This window comes from Nonomuraea pusilla, assembly GCF_900109355.1.
GTDB classification, from domain to species: Bacteria; Actinomycetota; Actinomycetes; order Streptosporangiales; family Streptosporangiaceae; genus Nonomuraea; species Nonomuraea pusilla.
The window spans coordinates 219875-244493 of the sequence record NZ_FOBF01000009.1 but is presented as its reverse complement, the minus strand read 5'-3'; the positions used below and the strand labels follow the sequence as shown (position 1 = coordinate 244493).

The window sequence follows — 24619 nt, the reverse complement described above, 5'->3', positions numbered from 1 at the left end:
GCCGGGTGGCCCCCCTCCTGCGGGTAGGCTAAACAGTCGTGCTGGTCCTGGCCTTTGATACCGCGACTCCCGCCGTCACCGCCGCCCTCCACGACGGGGAGCGGGTGCTCGCCGAGTCGACGACGATCGACGCCCGGCGCCACGGCGAGCTGCTCGTCCCCACCGTCGAGCGTGTCCTCGCCGAGGCGGGCGCCACGCTGCGCGACGTCACCGCCATCGCCGCGGGCAGCGGCCCCGGCCCCTACACGGGCCTGCGCGTCGGCCTCATGACCGCGCAGGCGCTCGCCGCCACGCTCGGCGTCCCCGCGTACGGCGTCTGCACGCTCGACGCCCTCGCCTACGGCAGCGGGCGCACCGAGCCGTTCCTGGTCGCCACCGACGCCCGCCGCAAGGAGGTGTTCTGGGCCCGGTACGCCGACCTGCGCACCCGCGCCGAGGGCCCCTTCGTGAACCGGCCCGCCGAGGTGCCGCTCGACGGCCTGCCCGTCGTCGGCGCCGGCGCCGCCCTCTACCCCGACGTCCTCGGCAAGGGCGGGGAGCCGCCGTACCCGTACGCCGGGTTCCTCGCGGCGCTGGCCGCCGAGCGCATCGCCTCCGGCGCCCCGCTCGACCCGCCCAGGCCCATCTACCTGCGCAGGCCCGACGCGGTCGTCCCCGGCGCGCCCAAGAGGGTGACGGCGTGAAGCTTCGGCAGATGACCGAGGCCGACCTGCCCGAGGTCATGGCCATCGAGCGGGCCATGTTCCCGCTCGACGCCTGGAGCGAGGGCATGATGCGCGGCGAGCTCGCCGACCAGCCGCGCACCAGGCACTACGTCGTGGCCGTCGCCGACGGCAGGATCGTCGCCTACGCCGGGCTCGCCTGCGCCGCCGACCAGGCCGACGTCCAGACCATCGCCGTCCTGCGGGAGCACCAGGGCACCGGCGTCGGCGGCGCCATGCTCACCGAGCTGCTGGCCGAGGCACGCAGGCGAGGAGCCAGGGAGATCTTCCTGGAGGTCCGCGCCGACAACGCGCAGGCGCGCGGCGTCTACCAGCATTTCGGGTTCGAGGAGATCGGCATCCGCCGCCGCTACTACGACGACGGCACCGACGCGATCATGATGAGAAGGAAGCTGGATGGCTGACGAACCTCTGGTCCTGGGCATCGAGACGTCCTGCGACGAGACCGGCATCGGGCTCGTCCGCGGTCACACGCTGCTGGCCAACACCATCGCCTCCAGCATGGACGAGCACGCCCGCTTCGGCGGCGTCGTCCCCGAGGTCGCCTCCCGCGCCCACCTCGAAGCGATGACGCCCACCGTCGAGGCCGCGCTCGCCGCCGCCGGCGTCAGGCTCTCCGACGTCGACGCCGTCGCCGTCACCGCCGGTCCCGGCCTCGCCGGAGCCCTGCTGGTCGGCGTCGCCGCCGCCAAGTCGTACGCGCTCGGGCTCGGCGTGCCCCTCTACGGCGTCAACCACCTCGCCGCGCACGTCGCCGTCGACCAGCTCGAACACGGCCCGCTGCCCAAGCCCTGCGTCGCGCTGCTCGTGTCCGGCGGACACTCGTCGCTGCTGCTCGTGCCCGACGTCGCCCAGGACGTCATCTCGCTCGGCTCCACCGTCGACGACGCGGCCGGCGAGGCGTTCGACAAGGTGGCCCGCGTGCTCGGGCTGCCGTTCCCCGGCGGCCCGCACATCGACAGGGCCGCCCGCGAAGGCTCGGGCACCGCCGTCACCTTCCCGCGCGGCAAGATCGACGACGGCACGCTCGACTTCTCCTTCTCCGGGCTCAAGACGGCCGTCGCCCGCTGGGTCGAGGCGCGGCAGGCCGCCGGCGAGACCATCCACGTCCCCGACGTCGCGGCGTCCTTCCAGGAGGCCGTCGTGGACGTCCTCACCCGCAAGGCGCTCGCGGCGTGCAAGAAGTACGACGTCCACGACCTGCTGATCGGCGGAGGCGTGGCGGCCAACTCGCGGCTGCGCGCCCTCGCCCAGGAGCGCTGCGACGCGGCGGGGGTGCGGCTGCGCGTCCCCAGGCCGGGCCTGTGCACCGACAACGGCGCCATGGTCGCCGCCCTGGGCTCCAACCTGGTGGCCGCCGGCATCACCCCCTCGATGCTCGACATCCCGGCCGACTCCTCCCTCCCCATCACCACCGTCCACGTCTGAGGCCCCTCCCGGTGATCTAGGCTGGGCGGTCGTGGAGTTCTTCGTGTACGGCCGCGACCGCCCCGGCGCCTTCCCGCTCAAGCTGAGCCTGAGCGAGGAGCACTGGGCCTTCATGGACGGGTACGGCGAGGCGATGGTGGCCCGCGGCCCCACGCTGACCGGCCACGACGACGACGCCGAGTCGACGGGCAGCCTGCACGTCGTGGACCTCCCGGACGTGCGGGCCGCCCGCGCGTTCGCCTACGACGAGCCGTACTACCGCGCCGGCGTGTTCGAGTCGGTGCTGCTGTGCCGCTTCCGCAACGTTCTGGGCCGTACGATGTGGGACTTCACCGGGGCGGTGGCCGGCTACAACCGCTTCCTGGTGCTGGCCATGGGCGGCTCCGGCCCCGCGCCGGCAGCCTCGGCGCACCTGATCGCCTCGGGCGAGCTGCTCGCCCTCGACGGTGTGGCGCGGCTCGGCCGGGCGGCCCTGGTGGAGGCGCCCGACCGGGAGTCGGCGGCGGCACTGCTGCCGGCGGGCGGCGACGACCTCGTGGAGGTGCACCCCTGGCGCTTCGGCGGCAGGCCCGCCGCGCGAGGCCGGTAACCGGCGGGGCGGGTGGTCAGTCCTTGCCGCGGGTGGGGCGCAGGAGGGCTTCGGCCAGCGCCAGCATGGTCTCCTCCAGGGCGCTGAGGCGCTTGGTGAGGTCGGTGGTGGCGGGCTGGACGATGCCGGACACGGTCTTTTCCAGCTCGTCGCGGTCGGGACGCGAGCGGACGAGATCGGTCAGCGCGGCGGCGGCGGCCGTGAGCCGGTCGGCCTGGTCGGTGGCCTTCGTCTCCAGCAGGTCGCCGAGCTGCTCGGGGATGCCGAGGGCGGCGGGGAGCTGGCTCACGCGCTGACTGACGGCCTCGACGCGGTCGTCGACGGCCTCCAGCTGCTCGGTGGCCCGCTCGGCGCGGGTGGCGAGCCCGCTGAGGTGGGTGTCGAGGCCGTTGAAGCGGGTGTCGAGCCCGCCCACCGCGCCGTCGACGGCGTCGAAGCGGCTGATGAGGTGCTCCTCGGCCTCGCCCAGCCGCTCGTCGATCGACTCGATCTGGTTGTCGAGCTTGTTGAAGCGGCCCTCGCTGCGCGTCGCGGACTCGCCGATGCGCTCGTCGAGCCTGGTGAACCGGTTGTCGACGCGGACGTCGAGGGCGTCGAAGCGGTCGTCGTGGCGGGCGAGGTGGGCGTCGAAGGAGCCGAAGCGCTTGTCGAGCGTGCCGAGCTGCCCGTCGACGGACGTGAGCCGCTTGTCGAGCCCGGTGACCTTGCCGTCGACGCCGTCGAGGCGGGCGTCGAGCTCGGACAGGCATTCGTCGGTGGTCTCCAGGCGGCCGTCGATGGAGGTGAGCCGGGTCTCGACGGCGATGAGCCGCCCCTCGGCGCGGTCGCTCCTGCTGTCGATGCCGTCGAGGCGGCCGGTGAGCCGCTGCTCCGTCTCGTCGAGCTGGTCGGCGACGCGCTGGCCGGTGTCGTCGAGGCGGGCGGCGATGTGCTGCTCGGCCTCGGCGAGCCGGGCGGCCAGCCGCTCGTCGGCGGCGTCGAGCCGGGCGGTGATGCGCTGGTCGGCGTCGGCCAGGCGGGACGTGAGCCGCTCGTCGGCGGCGTCGAGCCGCGCCGCGACGCGCTGCCCGGTCTCGTCGAGCCGGACGGTCAGGTGCTGCTCGGCCGCGTCGACCTTGACGCACACCTGCTCGGCGATGCCGGAGACGCGCTCGCCGACGCCCGCGACCAGCCCGGTGACGACGCCCTCGACGCGCTCGGTGCGGGCGGTCAGGTCGGCCAGCGACTTGTCGAGCCTGGAGAAGCGGCCGGCCGCGGCCTCCATGCCGGAGTGGAGCTGGGTCAGCTTGGCGGCGAACTCGGCCATGCCCCTGGTGATGCCGTCGGTGCCGTCGAGCACTGACTGCAGCCGCCTGAGCGCCTCCTCGACGCTCTCGCCCATCGCGCCCAGGTCTTCGAGCACGCCCGGCAGCTCGGCCACCGGGGTGACGGTCTGGCTGACGCTGTGCACCCTGGCGTCGACCGCCCCGACCTGCTCGCCCACCGCGTCGACGTGGTCGCGCACCGCCTCGACGTGCTGCGCCAGCCCTTCCGCCCACATCGGCGGCTTGGACGTGAAGTCGTCGAGCCGCCCGCTCACGGCCTCCAGGGTGCCGCTGAGGCCGCCGAGCTCGCGCTCGCGCACCTCGCGCAGCAGCCACTCCATGCCTTCGAGCCGCTGGCGGATCTCGTCGAGGATCGCGCCCTGGGTGCGCTGCTCGTAGACGTGGTCCTGAGCGGCGCGCGCCAGCAGGTCTCGCATCCTCTCGTGGACGGGTGTCTGGCCGCCTGCCTGAAGAAGGGTGGTGTGGTTGGAATGGTCCACCGAAAGCTCCTTCGCTCGCCGACGGGGTGCCGCGCAGCGGTGGGGTAGGTCCGGTTTGCAGATGGAAAGGCGAGAACGCGACTAATGGCAAGAGGGGGAGAACTCCCGCGCGTCCACCTTAGCCTTTCGATCAAGGTCAGGCGGTGGCGACGTGAAAGATCGCGATTGACGGGATAATGGCCTGATTTGCCGTTCAGGCAGGTCGGGAAGGGTTGCAGATGATGGCCGAGGGTTTGTTGGCGATCCTGGTGAGAATCACGACGGCCGATTCATCGCCGGAAAGCCGCAAATCCGCGCGCAGCCGTTCGATGTCCACGGCGGAGCCCCGCTTTTTCAGCGTGAGGTTTCCGACCCGGCGTTCCCTGAGCGCCGCCCGCAGCCTTTTCAGCGAGAACGGCATGACCTCCTGGACCTCGTACCTGGAGGCCCAGGGGGTGTCGACGGCGGCGTCGCCGGTGATGTAGGCGATCATGGGGTCGGCGAGCCTGCCGCCCACCAGCTCGGCCACCTCGCCCACCAGGTGCGCGCGCACGGCGGCGCCGTCGGGCTCGTAGACGTACCGGCCGACGGGGCCGACGGGGGCCTGGACTCCGGTGGCGGTGAGGGTGTGGCCCCCGGGCAGCAGCGTGGCGCGCCTGAGCAGCCCGCCGGGCGGGGCCGTGCCCGGCCCGGTCCAGATCGTGGCCTCCTTGACCTCCCCCTTGTACGACACCCACTCGGCCTCGGCGCCGGCCGGGATGAACTCGTACGGGATGCCGGGGGCGACCTTGAGGCACGCCCGCGCCGCCCGCGCGACCAGGTCGAGCACGACGGGCCAGGGCGGGGAGTAGGCCATGGGGTCGAACGTCCTGCCCCTGCCGGTGCGCCTGGCCGGGTCGGCGAACAGCGCGTCGTACCGTTCGGGCTCGACGTCGGCGGCGTCGCCCACCGAGACCGTCACCAGGTCGGCCACGCCGAGCGCGCGGGCGTTGGCGCGCGCGACGGCGGCGGTCAGGGGGTCGGCCTCGACGGCGTCGACGGCGCATCCCGCGCGGGCGAGCGCGAGCAGGTCGCCGCCGATGCCGCAGCAGGCGTCGACGACGCGCGGCCCGGCCTGCCGTCGACCCGAGGGCACGGGCTCCCGCACGGGCTGCTGTCCGGGCTGGGGTGCGGGCTGCGGGCTGTTCGGCGTGGCGGTCAGGCGGCGGGCGCGGTGGGCGGCGACCTCGGCCCTCGTGGACTGTTCGAGGCCGTGCGGGGTGAAGTACATGCGCGCGGCGTCGTCGCCGAACTTGGCCCGCGCCCTCGCCCGCAGCCCGGCCTGCGTGAGCGCGGCGGAGGTGAGAGCCGCGTCGTACGTCCTGCGCAGCGTGGTGGCTGCGGCGACCGGGTCGGCTCCGGTGAGTTCCTCGGCCTCCGCCAGCGCCCGCTGCCCGCGCGGGGTCAGCAGCTCGGTGAAGGCGTCGAGGTCCACGGCGACGACGTTAGCGCCTCGCGCGGGATGCCGCGTTCAGAGCCCGATGTCGCCGAGCGAGACCAGCAGCTTGCGCAGCAGGCCCGCTCGTGCTCAGAGCCGGGTGTCGCCGAGCGAGACCAGCAGTTTGCGCAGCAGGCCGGCCAGCGCGTCGCGCTCGTCCTGCGTGAGGCCCTCCAGCAGGCGCTCCTCGTTGGCGAGGTGGAGGTCGAGCAGGTCGCCGGCGAGGGCCCTGCCCTCGTCGGTGAGGACGACCATCGTCATGCGCCGGTTGTGGGGCGCCGGGTGCCGCTCGACCAGGCCGCGCTCCACGAGGTGGTCCATGCGGTTGGTCAGCGCGCCTGGGCTGACCATGGCGGAGGCGGACAGGTCCTTCATGCACATGGTGGCGTTCTCGCTGCGCAGCAGCGTGGCGAGCATGTCGAACTCCCACGCCTCCAGGCCGTGCTCGGCGAAGAACTCCTTCACGCCGCGTTCGAGCAGGCGCGAGGCGCGCGAGACCCGGCCGACCACGCCCATGGCGGACACGTTGGCGTCGGGGCGCGCGCGTGCCCACTGCCCGAGTATCACGTCGACCGCGTCGTCCATGCCCCTCAGCGTACCCCAAAGCTTCGATGTTGAAATGTCATGCCCGGCACGCTAACCTCGACGTTGAAAAGTTCAACGTCGAAATTTTTGAGGTGGGACAATGAAGGTCCTGGTTCTGGGCGCGACGGGATACATCGGAGGAGTCCTGCTGGAGCGCCTGGCCGAGCGGGGTCACGAGGTGGCCGCGGTGGTCCGGCCTTCCGCGGACGGCTCCAGGAGGCTGCCCGGCGTGGCCGACGAGCGGTACGGCGACCTGGCCGACGGCACCGCCCTCGCCGCCGTGACCCCCGAGATCGACGTCATCGTCCACACCGCGAACCTGACCGGCGACCGCGAGACCGACCTGGAGGCGATCGCCGCCCTGACGCGCACCGGCAAGAGGCTCCTGTACGTCAGCGGGGTCTGGGTGCTCGGACCGTCCGACGGCGGCGACGAGGAGAGCCCGGTGGACCCGATCCCGGCGGTGGCGTACCGGCCGGAGATCGAGCGCCTGGTGCTGGACGCGGGCGGCACGGTCGTGCGGCCGGGCGTCGTGCACGGGCGCGGCGGCGGCATCGCCGCGCTGCTGAAGGCGCAGGCCGCGCAGCGCGGCGAGGGCGTTTACGTCAGCGCGGGGGGCGCGGTGCCGACCTGGACGTTCGTCCACGTCGACGACCTGGCCGACCTGCTGGTGACCGCCGCGGAGAAGGGCGGGGCGGCCGTCTACCACGGCATCAGCGAGGAGGGGGTGCCGGTCACCGAGGTGGCCGTGGCCGCCGCGCGGGCCGCCGGGGCGGAGCCGGTGGCGCGACCGTGGCCGCTGGAGGAGGCCGCCGCCGTGCTGGGCGAGGGCTTCGCGCAGGCCCTGGCGCTCGGCCAGCGTGTCGGCGCCGCGCGGACCAGGGCGGCCCTAGGCTGGAACCCCACGCGTCCCGGCGTCGTCGCCGATCTCGTCGAGGGCTCGTACGCCTGATCGCGGGCAGTTCGCCGCTGATCGCCCTCAGCGGACGCGTTCGTGTTGACTGTCAAGCCCCTCTTGCATATGTTTCCTGTTGGCACTCTCCCCTTGAGAGTGCCAACGTGCGACGAGGCAGGTCTGACACCCGCGACGGCAGGCCCCGCTGGTCGCCTCTTCTAGATCAGTCAAATCTGAAGGGGAGGTCCGATCGTGACGACCGCCACCAGAGTTCCCGTTAAGCCGCTCGGCGACCGCATCGTGGTCCAGCCGCTTGAGGCCGAGCAGACCACCGCTTCCGGCCTGGTCATCCCGGACACCGCCAAGGAGAAGCCGCAGGAGGGCAAGGTCCTCGCGGTGGGCCCCGGCAACTGGGACGAGGACGGCGAGAAGCGGATTCCGCTCGACGTCAACGAGGGCGACATCGTCCTCTACAGCAAGTACGGCGGCACCGAGGTCAAGTACGGCGGCGAGGAGTACCTCGTGCTCTCCGCCCGCGACGTTCTCGCGATCATCGAGAAGTAAGCCGGATGTGTCGGGCCCCGGGCGCTCTTGCGGGCGGCCGGGGCCTTCGACGCTAGGAGAGGACTCATCAGCATGGCCAAGATCCTGGAGTTCGACGAGGGCGCGCGGCGCGCGCTCGAGCGCGGCGTCAACGCCCTCGCCGACGCCGTCAAGGTGACGCTCGGCCCGCGTGGCCGCAACGTCGTCATCGACAAGAAGTTCGGCGCCCCGACGATCACGAACGACGGTGTCACCATCGCGCGTGAGATCGAGCTGGAGGAGCGCTACGAGAACCTCGGCGCCCAGCTCGCCAAGGAAGTCGCCACCAAGACCAACGACATCGCGGGCGACGGCACCACCACCGCGACCGTCCTGGCCCAGGCCATGGTCCGCGAGGGCCTGCGCAACGTGGCCGCCGGCGCCTCGCCGCTGTCGCTGAAGCGCGGCATCGACAGGGCCGCCAAGGAGGTCAGCGACAAGCTGCTCGCCAGCGCCCGCGAGGTCGGCGACAAGAACGAGATCGCCAACGTCGCGACGATCTCCGCCCAGGACGCCAAGATCGGCGAGCTCATCGCCGAGGCGTTCGACAAGGTCGGCAAGGACGGCGTCCTCACGGTCGAAGAGTCCAACGCCATGGGCATGGAGCTCGAGTTCACCGAGGGCATGCAGTTCGACAAGGGCTACCTGTCGGCGTACATGGTGACCGACCCCGAGCGCATGGAGTCCGTCCTGGAGGACGCCTACATCCTGCTCACCCAGGGCAAGATCTCCTCCATCGCCGACTTCCTGCCGCTGCTGGAGAAGATCGCCCAGACCAAGAAGCCGCTGCTCGTGGTCGCCGAGGACGTCGAGGGCGAGGCCCTGGCCGTCCTGGTCACCAACAAGATCCGCGGCACCTTCACCTCCGTGGCCGTCAAGGCCCCCGGCTTCGGCGACCGCCGCAAGGCGATGCTGCAGGACATGGCCATCCTCACCGGCGGCCAGGTCGTCAGCGAGGAGGTCGGCCTCAAGCTGGAGCACGTCGGTCTCGAGGTGCTCGGCACCGCCCGCCGCATCGTGGTCACCAAGGACAACACGACCATCGTCGACGGCGCCGGCGACCAGCAGGCCATCGAGGACCGCGTCAAGGAGATCAAGCTCGCCATCGAGCAGTCCGACTCCGACTGGGACCGCGAGAAGCTGCAGGAGCGCCTGGCCAAGCTCGCCGGCGGTGTGTGCGTGCTGCGCGTCGGCGCCGCCACCGAGGTCGAGCTCAAGGAGAAGAAGCACCGTCTCGAGGACGCGATCTCCGCGACCCGCGCCGCCATCGAGGAGGGCATCGTCTCCGGCGGTGGCTCCGCGCTGATCCACGTCTCCAAGGACCTCGACGACCTCGGCCTGACCGGCGACGAGGCCACCGGCGTCGGCGTCGTGCGCCGCGCGCTGGTCGAGCCGGCCCGCTGGATCGCCGAGAACGCCGGCCTGGAGGGCTACGTCGTGACCCACAAGGTCGCCGAGCTGCCCACCGGCCACGGCCTGAACGCCGCCACCGGCGAGTACGGCGACCTCGTGGCGCAGGGCGTCATCGACCCGGTCAAGGTCACCCGCTCCGCCGTGCAGAACGCCGCCTCGATCGCGGGCATGCTGCTCACGACCGAGGCCCTCGTGGTCGACAAGCCCGAGGAGGAGGCTCCGGCCGCCGGCCAGGGCCACGGTCACGGCCACGGCCACTGACCCACCACACCAGGCCCGGCCGTTCAGGCCGGGCCGGTGGTGACGGTCACCGACCCACCGCCACCAGGTCCGACGGCTCAGGCCGGGCCGGTGGTGACGGTCACCGACCCACTGCGAGGGAGGCCCGCGCCGCTCGACGGCGCGGGCCCTTCCTTTTCATAACCCTTTTTCTTTTTTGTGAGCCCATGTCCGGGAGCTGTAAACGTTTCCCGATCATTGGGGCGGGCGCCGGGCCGCGCGGGCGGCCACCGGGGAGGCGTCGCGGGAAGTTGTTTATTGAGGTAAACCCGCAAGGCGCGTTATGCGTCGGGGGTCTGACAATTCCCACGCATTTCGGCTTATGGCCTGAAACATTATGGCAGCCGATTCGCCTTAGTGTCATCGGATGATTACCGACAGTTATCGTCGCGCCAATGTGACCAATCCGTAGCCGTTCGCCATGACGACAGGCCGGATCAGTACGGGCATCATGCCTATCGTGAGCGAGGGAAGCGTCGCCGACGCCAAAATTGGGGTAAGGCTCGCGTCGAGACTTCCGGCACGGACGGATGACTCCGACCTAAGGGAACTGACGAGCCTCGCCGTCCAGGGAGATCGCACCGCGATCGAATCCCTGCTGGGCGAGTTGCGTCCGATGGTGGTGCGCTATTGCCGCGCCAGGCTGGGCAGGGTTTCCGGGCAATATCACATTGCCGATGACGTGGCCCAGGAAGTCTGCATCGCGGTGCTGTCAGCGCTGCCGAGGTACCGGGACATGGGCCGGCCGTTCGCGTCATTCGTCTTCGGTATCGCCTCGCACAAGGTGGCCGACGCCCTGCGCAGTTCCGTGCGCTCCGCCGTGCCCACGCAGGACCTCCCGGACGGGCCCGACGACGGGCCGGGGCCGGAGGAGACGGTGGTGCGCTACATCGAGGTCGAGCACGCGCGCAGGCTGCTCGCCCGCCTGCCGGACAACCAGCGGGAACTGCTGCTGTTGCGGGTGGTCTCGGGGCTCTCGGCCGAGGAGACCGGTAATGTACTCGGTATGTCACCAGGTGCCGTCCGCGTCGCCCAGCATCGGGCGCTGGCCAGGCTGCGGCAGATGGCCGAGCTGGAGTCGGCTTGACGCCTGAGGAAGAGAGCGACGCGCTCCTCGACGCGCTCGCGCGGGGAGAGCTGCCCGACCCGGGCGATCCCGCCGCGTGGCTGCTCGCCGCCCTGCTCGACGACACGCTCGGCGCCGCGGGTGACGACGGGCTCGACGACGGGCTCGGCGACGTGGGTCAGTGGCGCTCCTCGGTGTCGATGACGCCGTCGACGTAGCCCCTGGCGTACTCCCAGCTGACGTAGTCGGCGGGATCGGGGTGGAAGGCCGGCTCGTGCACCTGCGGCCGGCCGTTCTCGATCATCTGGCGCAGGTTGCCCCGCAGAAGCTCCCAGTCGAAGTAGTGCTGCTCACCGCATTCCGGGCAGTCGAGTACGAGCCCGAGCACTCCCTGCGGTTCGAGCAGCGAGCGGAACACCTCGACGTCGGCGAGGTCGGTGATGGCCTCGTCACGTTCGGCCGCGGTGAGCGGCTCGGCGTCGTCGAGCTCGCCCATCGCCGAGGAAGGGTCGTTCGGATCGTCCGCGAACGGGTCGCGGGGGACGTCTTCCAGCACCTTCCCACCATATGACCGAACAGGGCTGAGCGGTGAGTATTACCCCAGCCATCCGCGCCGGGCGGCCTCCACGCCGGCGTGGAAGCGCGACTGGGCGCCCAGCTCCGCCATCGCCTCGGCGAACCGGGTCCGGACCGTGCGCACGGAGACGCCGAGCTGGCGGGCGATGGAGTCGTCGCACATGCCCTGCGCGGCCAGGCGCAGCACGCGCACCATGCCGTCGCCCTTGCGCCCCCACGGCAGGGGGACGGCGCGGCCCCACAGCTCGTGGAAGAGGGTGCGCAGCACGCCCGTCACGATCGGGGTGCGCACCAGGTAGAAGTTGTAGGCGTGGTCGGGCAGGTTGCCGCCCCACAACGCGGGCAGCCCCGCCGTCTCCGCGCCGGCCGTCATGAACCAGCTCGGCACCCGGTCGAGCGTGCGGGCCTGACCGCCGGTCTCGACGAGCCTGGTGAGCTGGTCGCGTACGCCGGGCAGGGCCAGCGTCGACACCGGGACGACGGTCTGGACGGTCAGGAGGCCGCGCTGCTGCGCGTCGATCCAAGGATCGGCAAACTTGTGGGCGAAATCCGTCATGGTGCGCTCGTCGGGGATGGCGATCAGCAGCGCCATCGGCGGCGACTGCACCGCCATGCCCACCACGCTCTCGTACAGCACGTCCGCGCCGCTCACCAGCTCCACGGGGAACCGGCCGTTCTGGTAGTCGTGGCCGGCGTCGTAGTCGTGGATGAGGCCGCGGATCGAGCCGAGCGCGGAGTCGATCCTGCGGCTCTCCTCGGCCAGCCGGTCGAGCCGCTGCGCGATCACGCGGCCGAGGGCCGCGGCCGGGTGCCTGGCGAGGTACTCGCCCGACCGCTCGTCGACCACGCCCAGCCTGACGAGGTCGTCGAGCTGGCGTCCCACCTTCTCCACGGAGCCGTCCATGGCCTGCGCGAGCTCCGTGCGGGTGGCCCTGTGCAGGCGCAGCACCGCCGTGTAGAGCGCCGTCTGGGCCGGGTCGAGGCCCAGCGTCTCCAGCGAGTCGGACAGCGGGTCGGACAGCCGGTGCGGGGAGGTGCGGTGCTCGTTGGGCATCTGTGGCGGCTCCGGTGGGGGACACGGGCGTGCCGAGAGGATAGCCGGGCGGCACGCGCCTGTCCCCGTCTTGCGCAGGACGACCCCCGGTTGCCCGGAACCGGCGCGCCCCGGGAGCCCCCGGAGCGGTGCGGCGGGCTGCAACTTCGTGCAGTTGCACCTTTTCACATTGCCGCCGTGCCGGTGAGTGACGCAGGCTTTACCTAGCGTCGGCATTCGCCGAGGGACAGGCAGCGCGGCCATCAGGACACGGAGGGGGGTTCGGTGGCGCTCACGCCTGCCTGTCCGGATGCCGGCGGCCGGGGGATGTGTGACGGATTCACCGACCGTCCCGTCCCCCGGCGCCATTCGATGCCGGGAGTACGACGGGCCGTGGGGGTCATCGTCCTCCCGGCATCAGTGCGTTTTGGACCCAGGCCCTAGACTTAGGCTCAATCAGCGCAACGGCAGGAGGGGGCCGCAGCATGTCCAAGTTCACCGAGATGGGTTTGACCTTCGATGACGTGCTGTTGGTGCCCGGGTACTCAGATCTCCAGCCGGGCGAGGCCGACACCAGGTCGCGCCTCTCCCGGGGCATCACGCTGTCCATCCCGCTGGTCTCCGCGGCCATGGACACCGTCACCGAGGCCCGCATGGCGGTCGCGATGGCGCGCCAGGGCGGCATCGGCATCCTCCACCGCAACCTCTCCGTGGAGGAGCAGGCGCAGCAGGTGGACCTGGTCAAGCGGTCCGAGGCCGGCATGGTGACCAACCCGGTCACCTGCAGCCCCGACGACACCCTGGCCGACGTCGAGCGGCTGTGCGCCACCTACCGCATCTCCGGCGTGCCCGTCACGGACGTGTCCGGCACGCTCGTCGGCATCGTCACCAACCGCGACATGCGGTTCGAGACCGACCAGACGCGGCCCGTCCGCGAGGTCATGACCAAGATGCCGCTGGTCACCGCGCCCGTCGGGGTGTCGCGTGACGAGGCGTTCGCGCTGCTGCGGCAGAACAAGATCGAGAAGCTGCCGCTGGTCGACGCCGAGGGCAGGCTGCGCGGCCTCATCACGGTCAAGGACTTCACCAAGAGCGAGCAGTACCCCCTGGCCACGAAGGACTCCGACGGCCGCCTCGTGGTGGGCGCGGCCGTGGGCGTCGGCGGCGACGCCGAGCTGCGCGCCAAGGCGCTCATCGAGGCGGGCGTCGACGTGGTCGTGGTCGACGTCGCGCACGGCCACTCCAAGGGCCTGGCCGACATGATCGCCAAGATCAAGGCCAACAGCAAGGTCGAGGTCATCGGCGGCAACATCGCCACCAGGGCCGGCGCGCAGATGCTCGTCGAGGCGGGCGCCGACGCGGTCAAGGTCGGCGTGGGCCCGGGCTCCATCTGCACCACCCGCGTGGTCGCGGGCGTGGGCGCGCCGCAGGTCACGGCCATCTACGAGGCGTCCAGGGCGTGCGCGCCCGCCGGCGTGCCGGTCATCGGCGACGGCGGCCTGCAGTACTCCGGCGACATCGTCAAGGCCATCGCGGCCGGCGCCGACACGGTCATGCTCGGCTCGCTGCTCGCCGGCTGCGAGGAGTCGCCGGGCGAGCTGATCTTCATCAACGGCAAGCAGTTCAAGTCCTACCGCGGCATGGGGTCGCTGGGCGCCGTACGCAACCGGGAGCGCGGCGGCACCTCCTTCAGCAAGGACCGCTACGCGCAGGCCGACGTCGGCGGCGAGGACAAGTACATCCCCGAGGGCATCGAGGGCCAGGTGCCCTACCGCGGCCCGGTCGCGGCCGTGGCGCACCAGCTCGTCGGCGGTCTGCGGCAGGGCATGTGGTACGCCGGCTGCCGCACGATCGAGCAGATGCACACCGACTGCGAGCTCATGCCGATCACGTCGGCGGGACTCAAGGAGAGCCACCCCCACGACATCCAGATGACCGTGGAAGCTCCGAACTATCACAGAAGGTAAGTTCATGACTCAGCAGGTGGAGATCGGCCGGGGCAAGACCGGGCGCCGCGCCTACGCGCTCGACGAGATCGGCCTCGTGCCCTCGCGGCGTACCCGTGACCCCGAGGAGGTCTCGATCGCCTGGCAGATCGACGCCTACAGGTTCGAGCTGCCCGTCGTCGTCGCCCCCATGGACAGCGTCGTCTCGCCCGCCACGGCGATCGAGATCGGACGGCTCGGCGGCCTGGCCCCGCTCGACCTCGAAGGTCTGTGGACGCGGTACGAGGACCCGCTGCCGCTGCTGGAGGAGTGCGCGAGCCTCGACACGGCGGCGGCCACCAGGCGGCTGCAGGAGATCTACGCGGCGCCGATCAAGGAAGAGCTGATCGGCCGCAGGATCGAGGAGATCCGCGCGTCGGGGGTCACCGCGGCCGTGCGGCTGTCGCCGCAGCGCACCGTCCAGTACCACAAGGCGGTCATCGAGGCGGGCGTCGACATCTTCGTCATCCGCGGCACCACGGTCTCGGCCGAGCACGTCTCCGGCCGGGCCGAGCCGCTCAACCTCAAGCAGTTCATCTACGAGCTGGACGTCCCGGTGATCGTCGGCGGCTGCGCCACGTACACCGCGGCGCTGCACCTCATGCGCACCGGCGCGGCGGGCGTGCTCGTGGGCTTCGGCGGCGGCGCCTCGCACACCACCAGGAACGTGCTGGGCGTTGCGGTGCCGATGGCCACCGCGATCTCCGACGTGGCGGCGGCCCGGCGCGACTACCTGGACGAGTCGGGCGGCCGGTACGTCCACGTCATCGCCGACGGCGGCATGGGCACCTCGGGCGACATCGCCAAGGCCATCGCCTGCGGCGCCGACGCCGTCATGGTGGGCTCGCCGCTGGCGCGTGCCGTCGAGGCGCCGGGGCACGGCTTCCACTGGGGCTCCGAGGCGCACCACCCCGACCTGCCGCGCGGGCGCCGCGTGGAGTTCGGCACGGTGGGCACGCTGGAGCAGATCCTGCACGGCCCGTCGAGCGTGGCCGACGGCTCGATGAACCTCATGGGCGCGCTCAAGCGCACCATGGCCTCCACCGGCTACTCCGACATCAAGGAGTTCCAGCGGGTCGAGGTCGTCGTGGCGCCCATCCAGCGCTGACGGCTCCTCCGTTCGGAGGTGGGGTGGCCGGCCTCGCGCCGGCCACCGTCCGCCGTCAGGGGCGTGCGAATGCTGCGATCATGGGACGCATGACCGGATCCTGGGGAGATGTGCGGCTCGCCGTGGCGGCCGACCAGGCCGCCGTCGAGCGGCTCGTCCACGACGCGTACGAGCCGTGGATCGACGTGGTGGGGATGCGCCCGCTGCCGATGGAGGCCGACTACGGCGCGCTGATCGGGGCGGGCCGCGTGCACGTCGTGGGCGAGGAGATCGACGGCCTGATCGTGCTGGTCCCCGAGGACGGCGTGCTGCTCGTCGACAACGTCGCGGTGCGCCCCGGGCTGCACGGCAGGGGCGTCGGCAGGCGGCTGCTGGCGTACGCCGAGCACGAGGCCGCCCGCCTGGGGCTGCCCGCGCTGCGCCTGTACACGAACGTCAAGATGGCGTCGAACATCGCCCTGTACACCCGGCTCGGCTACGTCGAGACCGGCCGGGTGGGCATCGAGGGGCGCAGCGCGGTCATGATGCGCAAGGAACTGGCGACCTGAGCGGCCGGCTCAGCCGGTGAGGACGCCCAGCAGGTGGGTCACCTCGCGGGCCACCGCGTCGCGGCCGGCCCTGAGGTACTTGCGGGAGTCGACGACCTTGGCGTCGCGCGCCAGGTAGTCGCGTACGGCGCCGGTGAACGCCTTGTTCAGGTGAGTGGCGATGTTGATCTTCTTCATGCCGGCCCGTACGGCGGCGCTCAGCGTGTCGTCGGGCACGCCGGACGAGCCGTGCAGCACCAGCGGCACCGGCACGGCGGCGCGCAGCTCGGCGATGAGCTCCAGGTCGAGCACGGCGTCCTTGGTGGTCATGGCGTGTGAGCTGCCCACGGCCACGGCGAGGGCGTCGACGCCGGTCCTGGCGACGTACTCGACGGCCTCGTGCGGCTTGGTGCGGACGCCGGGGGCGTGCACGCCGTCCTTGCCGCCCACCTCGCCCAGCTCGGCCTCCACCCAGACGCCGCGCTCATGGCACCAGGCGGCGACGTCGGCGGTGGCGGCGACGTTCTCCTCGTCGGGCAGCGCGGAGGCGTCGAACATGACGGAGCCGAGGCCGAGCTCCACCGCCTCCTGGACGAGCGCGCGGTCGGTGGCGTGGTCGAGGTGCACGGCGACGGGCACGGAGGCCCGCCTGGCGACCGCGAGCGAGGCCAGCGCGACGGGCTCCAGCGCGCCGTGGTAGCGCACGCAGTTCTCGCTGATCTGCAGCACGACGGGCAGGCCGAGCGCCTCGGCCCCCGCGACGATGGCGGTGGCGTGCTCCAGCTGGATCACGTTGAACGCGCCCACCCCCGCGGGCGCCTGGCGGACGATGTCGCCGATTCCGGCGAGGGGCATGACGGCTCCTTACGTGATGACGATCTGGGGATGGATGTCGGCGTAGACGTCCCTGTCGAAGTCGCCGGCGACGGGCGCGGCCACGGCGGCGGCACCGAGCGCGGCGGCCCTCCTGAGCCGGTCCGGCCACGGCGTGGCCTCCAGCAGGCCGAGCGCGAGCCCGGCGACGAGCGCGTCGCCCGCCCCCGTGGGGTTGCCCTCGACCCGGTACGGCATGCGCGCGCCGAACACGCCCTCGGGGGTGACGGCCAGCAGCCCGTCGGCGCCCAGCGAGACGACGACCGACTCGGCGCCCCTGGCGCGCAGCTCCTCGGCGCCTTCGGCGGCCGTGCCGCCCGGCACGGCCCTGGCCAGCTCCTCGGCGTTCGGCTTGACGACGGAGGGGCGGCCCGCGGGCGCGTGGCGCAGGGGTTCGCCGTCGGCGTCGACGACGGCGGGCACGCCGCGGCCGGCCGCCGCGGCGGCCAGCGTCGCGTACACGTCGGCGGGGACGCCACGGGGGAGGCTGCCGGAGATCACGACGACGTCGGCGCCGGTCAGCAGCTCGTCGTACTGCTCCATGAAGGAGGACAGCTCGGCGGCGGTCACCTCGGGGCCGGGCTCGTTGAACAGGGTGGTGCGGCCGGGCTCGGTGACCGCGAGCGTCGTGCGGGAGTCGGCGGCGACGCCGCACAGCGCGTGCGGCAGCCCGGCGGCCCGCAGGTCGGCCTCGACGAGGCGGCCGGTCGGGCCGCCCGCGAGGCCCGTGACCAGCACGTCCTGGCCGAGCGCGGCCAGGACGCGGGCCACGTTGACGCCCTTGCCGCCGGCCCGCCTGTGGACGGAGGAGACGCGGTTGACCCCGTCCCACGCGACGGGCGGGACCTCGTAGGTCACGTCGAGTGCGGCGTTGAGCGTCACGGTGAGGATCATCAGGGCTCCGTGATCCAGGCGCCGCGCCGCATCACGCCGGCCACCTCCAGGTCGTCGGAGAGCACGACGAGGTCGGCGTCCTTGCCGACGTCGATCGAGCCGACGCGGTCGGCCAGGCCCAGCACGCGGGCGGGCGTGAGCGAGGCCACCTGGGCGGCGTCGGGCAGCGACAGGCCGAGCTCGCGCACCGAGCGGCGGAAGGCGACGTCCATGGTGAGGGTGGAGCCGGCGATGGAGCCGCCCTCGACGAGCCTGGCCACGCCGTCCTCCACGCGGACCCGCATGGGGCCGAGGACGTACTCGCCGTCGCCCAGGCCGGTGGCGGACATGGCGTCGGTGACCAGCATGGTGCGGCCGGGCCCGGCCACCTCGTACGCGAGGCGCAGCATGGCGGGGTGGACGTGGACGCCGTCGTTGATCAGCTCGACGGTGACGCGCTCGTCCTCCAGCAGCGCGGCGACGGGGCCGGGCGCGCGGTGGCCGAGCGGCGGCATCGCGTTGTACAGGTGGGTGGCGACGGTCGCTCCCGCCTCGACGGCCTGCAGGGTCTGGTCGTAGTCGGCGTCGCTGTGGCCGACGGCCGCGATCACGCCCTCGCCCGCGGTCATGCGGATGGCGTCGAGCCCGCCGGGCAGCTCGCCGGCGATGGTGACCATCCTGGCGTGCCCCCTGGCGGCCTTGAACAGGCCGGCGAGCTCCTGCGCCGACGGGTCGCGCAGCAGCGACGGGTCGTGGGCGCCGCAGCGCGACCTGGCGATGTAGGGGCCCTCGAAGTGGATGCCGGCGAGCAGGCCGTCCTCGCACAGCTCGGCCAGCGCGGACGCCGCCCTGGCCAGGCCGTCGAGGGTGTCGGTGACCAGGCTGGCCACCATGGTGGTGGTGCCGTGGCGCTCGTGCAGCGCGATGGCGTCGCGCGCCGTCCCTGGGTCGCCCGCCGGGAAGGATCCGCCCGCGCCGCCGTGGTTGTGGACGTCGACGAAGCCGGGCACCACGTGCCGCCCGCCCAGGCTGTGACCGGGACGGGGGGCGGATCCGCGGCCGACGTGCGTGATGCGGCCGTCTTCGATGGTCAGCCACCCGTCGTGGATGCCGTCAGTGGTCACGATCCGGGCGTCGGCGAGAGTAAGGCTCATGAGGAAAGGATCACAGATCGCGTGAGGTGCATGGGCTCGTCCGGGTTCAGCCCGGCGGCGAACGCCCGTGCCACCGCCACGCGCTGCGCGCGGATCAGCTCGGCCATCGGGTCGAGGCCGCTCTGCACGAAGGTGCCGCCGGTGGCCTCGACCTGCTCGCGCAGCCCCTCCGGGGCCTGCCCGAGCATCCAGGTGACGCGGCCGGGCCCGGCGATGCTGATGGGGCCGTGGCGGTACTCCATCGCCGGGTACGCCTCCGTCCACGACCGCGACGCCTCGCGCATCTTCAGCGCCGCCTCCTGGGCCAGCCCGACGGACCAGCCGCTGCCGAGGAAGGTGAACTGCTCGGCGCCGGTGAGGACGTCGGGCAGCGGCTCGGCGAGCGCCTGCTCGGCGTCGGCGACGGCCTGGGTGAGGTCCTCGCCGAGGCTGGCGCGCAGCAGGGCGAGCTGGGTGGTGGCGAACCTGGTCTGCACGACGGACTTCTCGTCGGCGTAGTCGAGCACGATCACCTGGTCGGCGGCCGTCATGACGGGCGTGTCCGGGTCGGCGGTGATGGCGACCGTCCTGGAGCCGGTCGTGGCGAGCAGGTCGAGCACCTCGGTGGTGGTGCCGGAGCGGGTCAGCGCGAGCACGCGGTCGTACGCGCGGCCGATGGGCGCCTCGGAGGCGGCGAACGCGTCGGTCTCGCCCTGCCCGGCGCGCTCGCGCAGGGCGGCGTACGCCATCGCGACGAACCAGGAGGTGCCGCAGCCGACGACGGCGACGCGCTCTCCGGGCCGCGGCAGCGCGTCGGCGGGAACGTTCGCGACGGCGCGGCGCCAGCACTCCGGCTGGGACGCGATCTCGGCCTCGGTGTGGGTGGTCACCACTCGCCTCCACAAGTTTTGCTTGTTTGTGCTTCTTTTATACCAGAAAGGAACATTTATGGGCAGAGGTCGCCGCGTACCGTGGCGTGTGCCACGCTTGCACCTGTCCCGGATCCCAGAGCAGGAGGCCAGGTGTCCCGCTACGACCGATGGAACGCCATCCTCGAACTCCTCGCGCAGGAGGGCAGGCTCTCCGTCGAGGAGGCCGCGCAGGCGCTCGACGTCTCCACGGCCACCATCCGCCGGGACTTCGACCAGCTCGCCCAGCAGCAGATGCTCATGCGCACCCGCGGCGGCGCCGTCGCCCAGAGCGTCAGCTACGACCTGCCGCTGCGCTACAAGACCGCGAGGCACGCCGACGAGAAGCAGCGCATCGCCGCCGCCGCGGCCGAACTGGTCCCCGCCGGCGCCGTCGTCGGCCTGAACGGCGGCACCACCACCTCCGAGCTGGCCCGCGCCCTCGCCACGCTGGCCACACTGGAGTCGGGCTTCACCGTCGTCACGAACGCGCTGAACATCGCCTCCGAGCTCACCGTCCGCCGGCACGTCAAGATCGTGGTCACCGGCGGCGTGGCGAGGCAGCAGTCGTACGAGCTGATCGGCCCGCTCGCCTCCGGCGTGCTGGAGCAGGTGACGCTCGACATCGCCTTCCTCGGCGTCGACGCGCTGGACGTCGAGCTGGGCGCGTCCGCGCACCACGAGGGCGAGGCCAGCGTCAACCACCTGATGATCAGCCGCGCGCAGCGGGTCGTGGTCGTGGCCGACTCCTCCAAGGTCGGCAAGCGGGCGTTCGCCCGCATCTGCCCGCTGTCCGAGATCGACACGCTCGTCACCGACGCCCGGCTGTCCGACGCCCTGGCGCACCGGCTCACCGACGCGGGCGTCCGCGTCATCCGCGCCTGAGCGGGCCCGCCACCAGGGGGGCGTTACTGGGCGCGGCGGCCACGGGTAGGTATCCCAGGCAGGCGATTTGGCCCACTCCGGGGGGACTTATGACGGCGGGAAGGGGCGTGGCTCGGCTCGGGCCCGCGGAACGCGCGGCAGCACTGGAGGAGATGGCGGCCGAGGAACTCGACGTCGTGGTCGTCGGCGGAGGCGTCGTGGGCGCCGGCATCGCGCTCGACGCCGCCACCAGGGGGCTCGCGGTGGGCCTGGTCGAGGCCAGGGACTTCGCCTCGGGCACGTCGTCGCGCTCGTCCAAGCTCGTCCACGGCGGTCTGCGCTACCTGGAGCAGCTCAACTTCGAGCTGGTCCGCGAGGCGCTGCGCGAGCGGGCGCTGCTGCTCCAGCGCATCGCCCCCCACCTCGTCCGCCCGGTGCCGTTCCTGTTCCCCATGACCCACTACCTGTGGGAACGCCCGTACGTGGGCGCCGGGGTGGCCCTGTACGACGTGCTCGGCTACACGGCCGGGCTGACCAGGGGCATGCCGGGACACCGGCACCTGTCCAGGGCCAGGGCGCTGCGCCTGGCGCCCGCGCTGAAGAGACGCGCCTTCACCGGGGCCGTGCAGTACTGGGACGCCCAGGTGGACGACGCCAGGTACGTGATGACGATGCTGCGCACCGCCGCCACGTACGGGGCCATGGTCGCGCCGCGGGCCCGCGTGGTGGGCTTCCTGCGCGAGGGGGACCGGGTCACCGGCGTGCGGGTGCGCGACATGGAGAGCGGCGAGAAGTTCGACGTGCACGCCAGGCAGGTCGTGAACGCCACCGGCGTCTGGACCGACGACATCCAGGAGCTCGTGGGCGGGCGCGGCCAGATCCACGTACGGGCGTCCAAGGGCATCCACCTGGTCGTCCCGCGCGACCGCATCCACTCCTACACCGGGATCATCCTGCGCACGGAGAAGTCGGTGCTGTTCGTCATCCCGTGGGGGCGGCACTGGATCATCGGCACCACCGACACCGCCTGGAACCTCGACAAGATCCACCCCGCGGCGTCGCGCAGCGACATCGACTACCTGCTCGACCACGTCAACGCCGTGCTGTCGGTGCCGCTGACCCGCGACGACGTGGAAGGCGTGTACGCGGGCCTGCGCCCCCTGCTGTACGGCGAGTCGGAGGAGACGTCCAAGCTGTCCAGGGAGCACGTCGTCGCCAAGCCGGTGCCCGGCCTCGTCATGATCGCGGGCGGCAAGTACACCACGTACCGGGTCATGGCGGAGGACGCCGTGGACGCCGTCGCGCACGGCCTCGACCAGCGGGTGCCGCGCTCGTGCACCGACCGCATCGCGCTCGCCGGCGCCGAGGGCTACCAGGCGCTGTGGAACTCCAGGCACCGCCTCGCCCAGAGCTCCGGCCTGCACGTCGCCAGGATCGAGCACCTGCTCCAGCGGTACGGCTCGCTCATCCACGAGGTGCTCGACCTGGTCGCCCGCGACCCGTCGCTGGCCAGGCCGCTCACCGGCGCCGACGACTACCTGCGGGCCGAGGTCGTCTACGCCGCCACCCACGAGGGCGCCCGCCACCTCAACGACGTGCTCAGCCGGCGCACCCACATCTCCATCGAGACCTTCCACCGGGGGCTGGCGGTGGCGCAGGAGGCGGCCGAGCTCCTCGCCGGGCCGCTCGGCTGGGACGACGACCAGGTCAAGCGGGAGGTGGAGTACTTCACCAAGCGCGTGGAGGCCGAACGCCGCTCCCAGGAGCAGGACACCGACCAGGAGGCCGACGCCATGCGGCTCGGCGCGCCCGACATCGTCCCCCTGTCCACGCCGGAGCGCCCATGACGGGCGCTCCGGCCGGCCGCTTCACCCGCTGATCAGGTCAGCGGGATCCACGCCTTCGACTTCAGCGTCGCCAGGTCGTTGACCTGGATGCCGTCGTACGACAGGGTCCAGATCTCGTCGCCGATCACCATCGAGCGCTGGATGCCCGGCTGGTAGACGCCGCCCTCCTGGGCGCGGCGCGGATGCTTGATCATGCCGAGCCGCTCGATGCCCGACTCGCTCACGCGCAGCGCCACCGCGCCGACCTCGTCGCCGTTCGCGCCCCAGGCGTACATCGGCAGCACCGCGAGGCCCGTCTTCGGCCAGTACAGGAACGCGTGCGGGTCCCATTCGGCCTCCGAGCCCGAGTCCTTCTGGAACATCTGGGCGAGCCTGCGCGGCGCGGCCGGGTCGCTGACGTCGAACAGCGACACCTGCGTGCCGAGCGTCCTGCCCTTCGCGCTCGCCTCCTGGCCGATGCCGATCAGCCGGCCCTCGCCCACCGGGTGCAGGTACGCCGAGTAGCCGGTGATCTTCAGCTCGCCGGTCACCTTGGGGGCGGCCGGGTCGCGCAGGTCGAGCGTGTAGAGCGGGTCCACCTGGCGGAACGTGACGCAGTAGCCCACCGGGCCGGCGAACCTGACCGAGTAGATCCGCTCGCCCCTGCCCAGGCCGCCCACCTCGCCGACCTTGGCCAGCGAGTCGGACTTCAGCACGTACACGCTGCTGGAGCTGTCCTTGCCGTCGGCCGAGGCGAGCGTCGTCGCGACCCGCAGGTGGCCGTCGTACTCCGACAGGGCGTACTGGTTGAGCAGCCGTCCAGGCACCTTGCCCGACGCCACGTAGGCGGGCGCGCCCGGCTTGGAGATGTCGAAGCGGTGGATCTCCGTCTCCTCCGCCGGGGGAGTCGGGGACGGCACCGGCTCCTCCGAGAGCGAGGGCTTGGCCGACGGGTCGGGCTCCACCGGGTCCGGCTCGCCCGGCGCAGGCTCGGGGGGCGTCGGCTCGTCCGCGGGGGCCACGGCGTCCTCGATCGGCATCGGCCACCACCAGCGCGGGTTGCTGGACACGTACAGGCTGGTGCCGGTGCCGTAGACCGTGTCGCCGTCGGCGGCCACGCCGATCGGGTCGGTGCCCGCTGCGTCCAGCCCGCGCGCCAGGTCGATCGTGTGGACGGCCAGCAGCGAGGTGCCCGTGTAGTCGGCCGGGTGGCTGACCCGCTCGCACTTCATGGTGTCCTTGCGCGTCCTGCCCGACGCGTCGGTGATCTCGACCGTCGGCAGCCACGCCGACAGCGGCGCCTTGCGCACCGCCGCGCGGTTGGCCGACGTGCGCTTGGCCTCGGTGTCGTCGGGGCCGGGCTGCGGCAGCGTGATGTCGGGCTGGGCACGGGTCACCAGGCGGACGGTGGAGCCCACCATGCGCGCGTCCACGTACGTGCCCTGCGGCTTGACCGTGGCCAGCACCTTCGGCTCTCCCGCCAGGTCGACCAGGACGTAGCGGGTGTCGCCCAGCGGCGCGAACGACTTCACCATGACGTCGCCGCCGCCGCGGAACATCACCAGCGCGCGGTCGCCGGAGACCAGCAGGTCGGCGGGCACGAACGTGGCCTCGCCGTCCTTGGTCAGCTTCAGCGACCCGGTGACCTTCCTGCTCGCCGTGTCGATGACCCGCAGCGTGCCGCCCGCGACCGTGAGGACCCGGTTGCCGTCGGTCTTGACCAGGTCGGGCTCGTCCACGCCCGCCTCGTGCACGTTCGTGGTGGAGTGCTCGGGCGTGCTGGTCGTGCTCTTCGCCTCGGCCCGCGCGTCGGACCGCGCCTCCATGGTGTACATGATCGGCGCGTTGCCGAAGCCCCAGGGTCCCGTGTTCTCGGCCGCGTGCTCCCGCAGCCCTGTCAGCAGTTCGTCGCAGCCGCTGTAGGACACCAGGCGTACGGCGCCGAGATCGACCTTCGGGAGAGCCGGCCTGCCCTCGGGGGCGGAGGTGCAGGCCGTGACCGCCGCGAGGAGCGCGGCGGCCGCGGCCGTACGGATGAGCGTCTTCATGCCCTCATGACGGCGCCGCGAGCCCGATGGTTCAAAGGTCCTTTCG

General features: G+C 72.3%; 24 protein-coding genes. 14 read left to right on the top strand and 10 right to left on the bottom strand.

Annotated elements, in window-relative coordinates; genetic code table 11:
• Nucleotides 1-38 precede the first annotated feature (38 nt).
• The 4 genes from tsaB to BMX74_RS20895 are packed head-to-tail and all read left to right on the top strand — an operon-like array spanning nt 39 to nt 2739.
• Nucleotides 39-683, top strand: a complete 645-nt coding sequence (tsaB, locus tag BMX74_RS20910; protein WP_091102278.1) for a tRNA (adenosine(37)-N6)-threonylcarbamoyltransferase complex dimerization subunit type 1 TsaB — start codon at nt 39-41, stop codon at nt 681-683.
• An 11-nt stretch (nt 684-694) separates the two neighbouring features.
• Entirely contained in the window at nt 695-1126 is a 432-nt protein-coding gene (gene rimI / locus BMX74_RS20905) for a ribosomal protein S18-alanine N-acetyltransferase (protein ID WP_055506426.1), read from the top strand.
• The gene (tsaD, locus tag BMX74_RS20900) at nt 1119-2150 is read left to right on the top strand and encodes a tRNA (adenosine(37)-N6)-threonylcarbamoyltransferase complex transferase subunit TsaD (protein WP_055506427.1); all 1032 of its coding nucleotides are present in this window, start codon (nt 1119-1121) and stop codon (nt 2148-2150) included. Before rimI ends, tsaD begins: the two co-directional genes overlap by 8 nt.
• 31 nt (nt 2151-2181) lie before the next feature.
• Complete coding sequence (locus BMX74_RS20895) at nt 2182-2739, top strand: YciI family protein (protein WP_091102275.1); 558 nt, start codon at nt 2182-2184, stop codon at nt 2737-2739.
• Nucleotides 2740-2755: 16 nt separating this feature from the next.
• Here BMX74_RS20895 and BMX74_RS20890 read toward each other — a convergent pair whose 3' ends face one another.
• The 3 genes from BMX74_RS20890 to BMX74_RS20880 all read right to left on the bottom strand — a co-directional run bounded on the left by BMX74_RS20890 (nt 2756) and on the right by BMX74_RS20880 (nt 6584).
• Nucleotides 2756-4543: a hypothetical protein gene (locus BMX74_RS20890; RefSeq protein WP_143078708.1), complete on the bottom strand. Its 1788-nt coding sequence runs from the start codon at nt 4541-4543 to the stop codon at nt 2756-2758.
• A 193-nt stretch (nt 4544-4736) separates the two neighbouring features.
• The gene (locus BMX74_RS20885; RefSeq protein ID WP_091102270.1) at nt 4737-5996 is read right to left on the bottom strand and encodes a class I SAM-dependent methyltransferase; all 1260 of its coding nucleotides are present in this window, start codon (nt 5994-5996) and stop codon (nt 4737-4739) included.
• Nucleotides 5997-6089: 93 nt separating this feature from the next.
• Nucleotides 6090-6584 carry a MarR family winged helix-turn-helix transcriptional regulator gene (locus BMX74_RS20880; RefSeq protein ID WP_055506431.1) on the bottom strand — a complete coding sequence of 165 codons (495 nt, stop codon included), beginning with the start codon at nt 6582-6584 and terminating at the stop codon, nt 6090-6092.
• Nucleotides 6585-6684: 100 nt separating this feature from the next.
• On the opposite strand from BMX74_RS20880, the gene BMX74_RS20875 reads away from it, so the two are divergent.
• The 5 genes from BMX74_RS20875 (at nt 6685) to BMX74_RS20855 (ending at nt 11037) form a co-directional block, all read left to right on the top strand.
• Nucleotides 6685-7536 carry an NAD-dependent epimerase/dehydratase family protein gene (locus BMX74_RS20875; RefSeq protein ID WP_091102268.1) on the top strand — a complete coding sequence of 284 codons (852 nt, stop codon included), beginning with the start codon at nt 6685-6687 and terminating at the stop codon, nt 7534-7536.
• A gap of 195 nt (nt 7537-7731) precedes the next feature.
• A complete protein-coding gene (gene groES / locus BMX74_RS20870; RefSeq protein WP_055506433.1) occupies nt 7732-8043 on the top strand; it encodes a co-chaperone GroES in 312 nt (103 codons plus the stop codon).
• Nucleotides 8044-8115: 72 nt separating this feature from the next.
• A complete protein-coding gene (gene groL, locus BMX74_RS20865) occupies nt 8116-9735 on the top strand; it encodes a chaperonin GroEL (RefSeq protein ID WP_055506434.1) in 1620 nt (539 codons plus the stop codon).
• A 469-nt stretch (nt 9736-10204) separates the two neighbouring features.
• The gene (locus BMX74_RS20860) at nt 10205-10840 is read left to right on the top strand and encodes a sigma-70 family RNA polymerase sigma factor (RefSeq protein WP_091102327.1); all 636 of its coding nucleotides are present in this window, start codon (nt 10205-10207) and stop codon (nt 10838-10840) included.
• Entirely contained in the window at nt 10837-11037 is a 201-nt protein-coding gene (locus BMX74_RS20855) for a hypothetical protein (RefSeq protein WP_091102266.1), read from the top strand. Before BMX74_RS20860 ends, BMX74_RS20855 begins: the two co-directional genes overlap by 4 nt.
• Here BMX74_RS20855 and BMX74_RS20850 read toward each other — a convergent pair.
• Together BMX74_RS20850 and BMX74_RS20845 are read right to left on the bottom strand one after the other, a co-directional pair.
• Nucleotides 10998-11375, bottom strand: coding sequence for a DUF5319 domain-containing protein (locus tag BMX74_RS20850; RefSeq protein WP_055506436.1), 378 nt, complete (start codon nt 11373-11375; stop codon nt 10998-11000). The genes BMX74_RS20855 and BMX74_RS20850 overlap by 40 nt on opposite strands.
• A gap of 39 nt (nt 11376-11414) precedes the next feature.
• Nucleotides 11415-12449, bottom strand: coding sequence for a helix-turn-helix transcriptional regulator (locus tag BMX74_RS20845; RefSeq protein ID WP_055506437.1), 1035 nt, complete (start codon nt 12447-12449; stop codon nt 11415-11417).
• Between the two features lie 464 nt (nt 12450-12913).
• Here BMX74_RS20845 and guaB point away from each other — a divergent pair, with 464 nt between their 5' ends.
• The 3 genes from guaB (at nt 12914) to BMX74_RS20830 (ending at nt 16069) form a co-directional block, all read left to right on the top strand.
• A complete protein-coding gene (guaB, locus tag BMX74_RS20840) occupies nt 12914-14395 on the top strand; it encodes an IMP dehydrogenase (RefSeq protein ID WP_055506438.1) in 1482 nt (493 codons plus the stop codon).
• A gap of 4 nt (nt 14396-14399) precedes the next feature.
• On the top strand, nt 14400-15521 hold the full coding sequence (locus BMX74_RS20835) for a GuaB3 family IMP dehydrogenase-related protein (protein WP_176573497.1): 1122 nt from the start codon (nt 14400-14402) through the stop codon (nt 15519-15521).
• Between the two features lie 89 nt (nt 15522-15610).
• Nucleotides 15611-16069 carry a GNAT family N-acetyltransferase gene (locus BMX74_RS20830; RefSeq protein WP_063792251.1) on the top strand — a complete coding sequence of 153 codons (459 nt, stop codon included), beginning with the start codon at nt 15611-15613 and terminating at the stop codon, nt 16067-16069.
• Between the two features lie 9 nt (nt 16070-16078).
• Here BMX74_RS20830 and BMX74_RS20825 read toward each other — a convergent pair whose 3' ends face one another.
• From BMX74_RS20825 to BMX74_RS20810, 4 genes are read right to left on the bottom strand one after another with little or no spacing between them, the layout of a single operon-like run.
• Nucleotides 16079-16903: a class II fructose-bisphosphate aldolase gene (locus BMX74_RS20825; protein WP_055506441.1), complete on the bottom strand. Its 825-nt coding sequence runs from the start codon at nt 16901-16903 to the stop codon at nt 16079-16081.
• A 9-nt stretch (nt 16904-16912) separates the two neighbouring features.
• Nucleotides 16913-17815 carry a 1-phosphofructokinase family hexose kinase gene (locus BMX74_RS20820; RefSeq protein WP_055506442.1) on the bottom strand — a complete coding sequence of 301 codons (903 nt, stop codon included), beginning with the start codon at nt 17813-17815 and terminating at the stop codon, nt 16913-16915.
• A complete protein-coding gene (nagA, locus tag BMX74_RS20815; protein ID WP_055506443.1) occupies nt 17815-18948 on the bottom strand; it encodes an N-acetylglucosamine-6-phosphate deacetylase in 1134 nt (377 codons plus the stop codon). Before nagA ends, BMX74_RS20820 begins: the two co-directional genes overlap by 1 nt.
• On the bottom strand, nt 18945-19817 hold the full coding sequence (locus BMX74_RS20810; RefSeq protein WP_091102324.1) for an SIS domain-containing protein: 873 nt from the start codon (nt 19815-19817) through the stop codon (nt 18945-18947). The genes nagA and BMX74_RS20810 overlap by 4 nt, the downstream gene beginning before the upstream one ends.
• A 132-nt stretch (nt 19818-19949) precedes the next feature.
• On the opposite strand from BMX74_RS20810, the gene BMX74_RS20805 reads away from it, so the two are divergent.
• Both BMX74_RS20805 and BMX74_RS20800 read left to right on the top strand, forming a co-directional pair.
• Nucleotides 19950-20720, top strand: coding sequence for a DeoR/GlpR family DNA-binding transcription regulator (locus tag BMX74_RS20805; protein ID WP_055506444.1), 771 nt, complete (start codon nt 19950-19952; stop codon nt 20718-20720).
• A gap of 89 nt (nt 20721-20809) precedes the next feature.
• The gene (locus tag BMX74_RS20800; RefSeq protein ID WP_091102264.1) at nt 20810-22546 is read left to right on the top strand and encodes a glycerol-3-phosphate dehydrogenase/oxidase; all 1737 of its coding nucleotides are present in this window, start codon (nt 20810-20812) and stop codon (nt 22544-22546) included.
• 32 nt (nt 22547-22578) lie between these two features.
• Here the strand turns inward: BMX74_RS20800 and BMX74_RS20795 are convergent, their stop codons facing one another.
• Nucleotides 22579-24573 carry a beta-propeller domain-containing protein gene (locus tag BMX74_RS20795; protein WP_091102262.1) on the bottom strand — a complete coding sequence of 665 codons (1995 nt, stop codon included), beginning with the start codon at nt 24571-24573 and terminating at the stop codon, nt 22579-22581.
• Between the last annotated feature and the right edge of the window lie 46 nt (nt 24574-24619).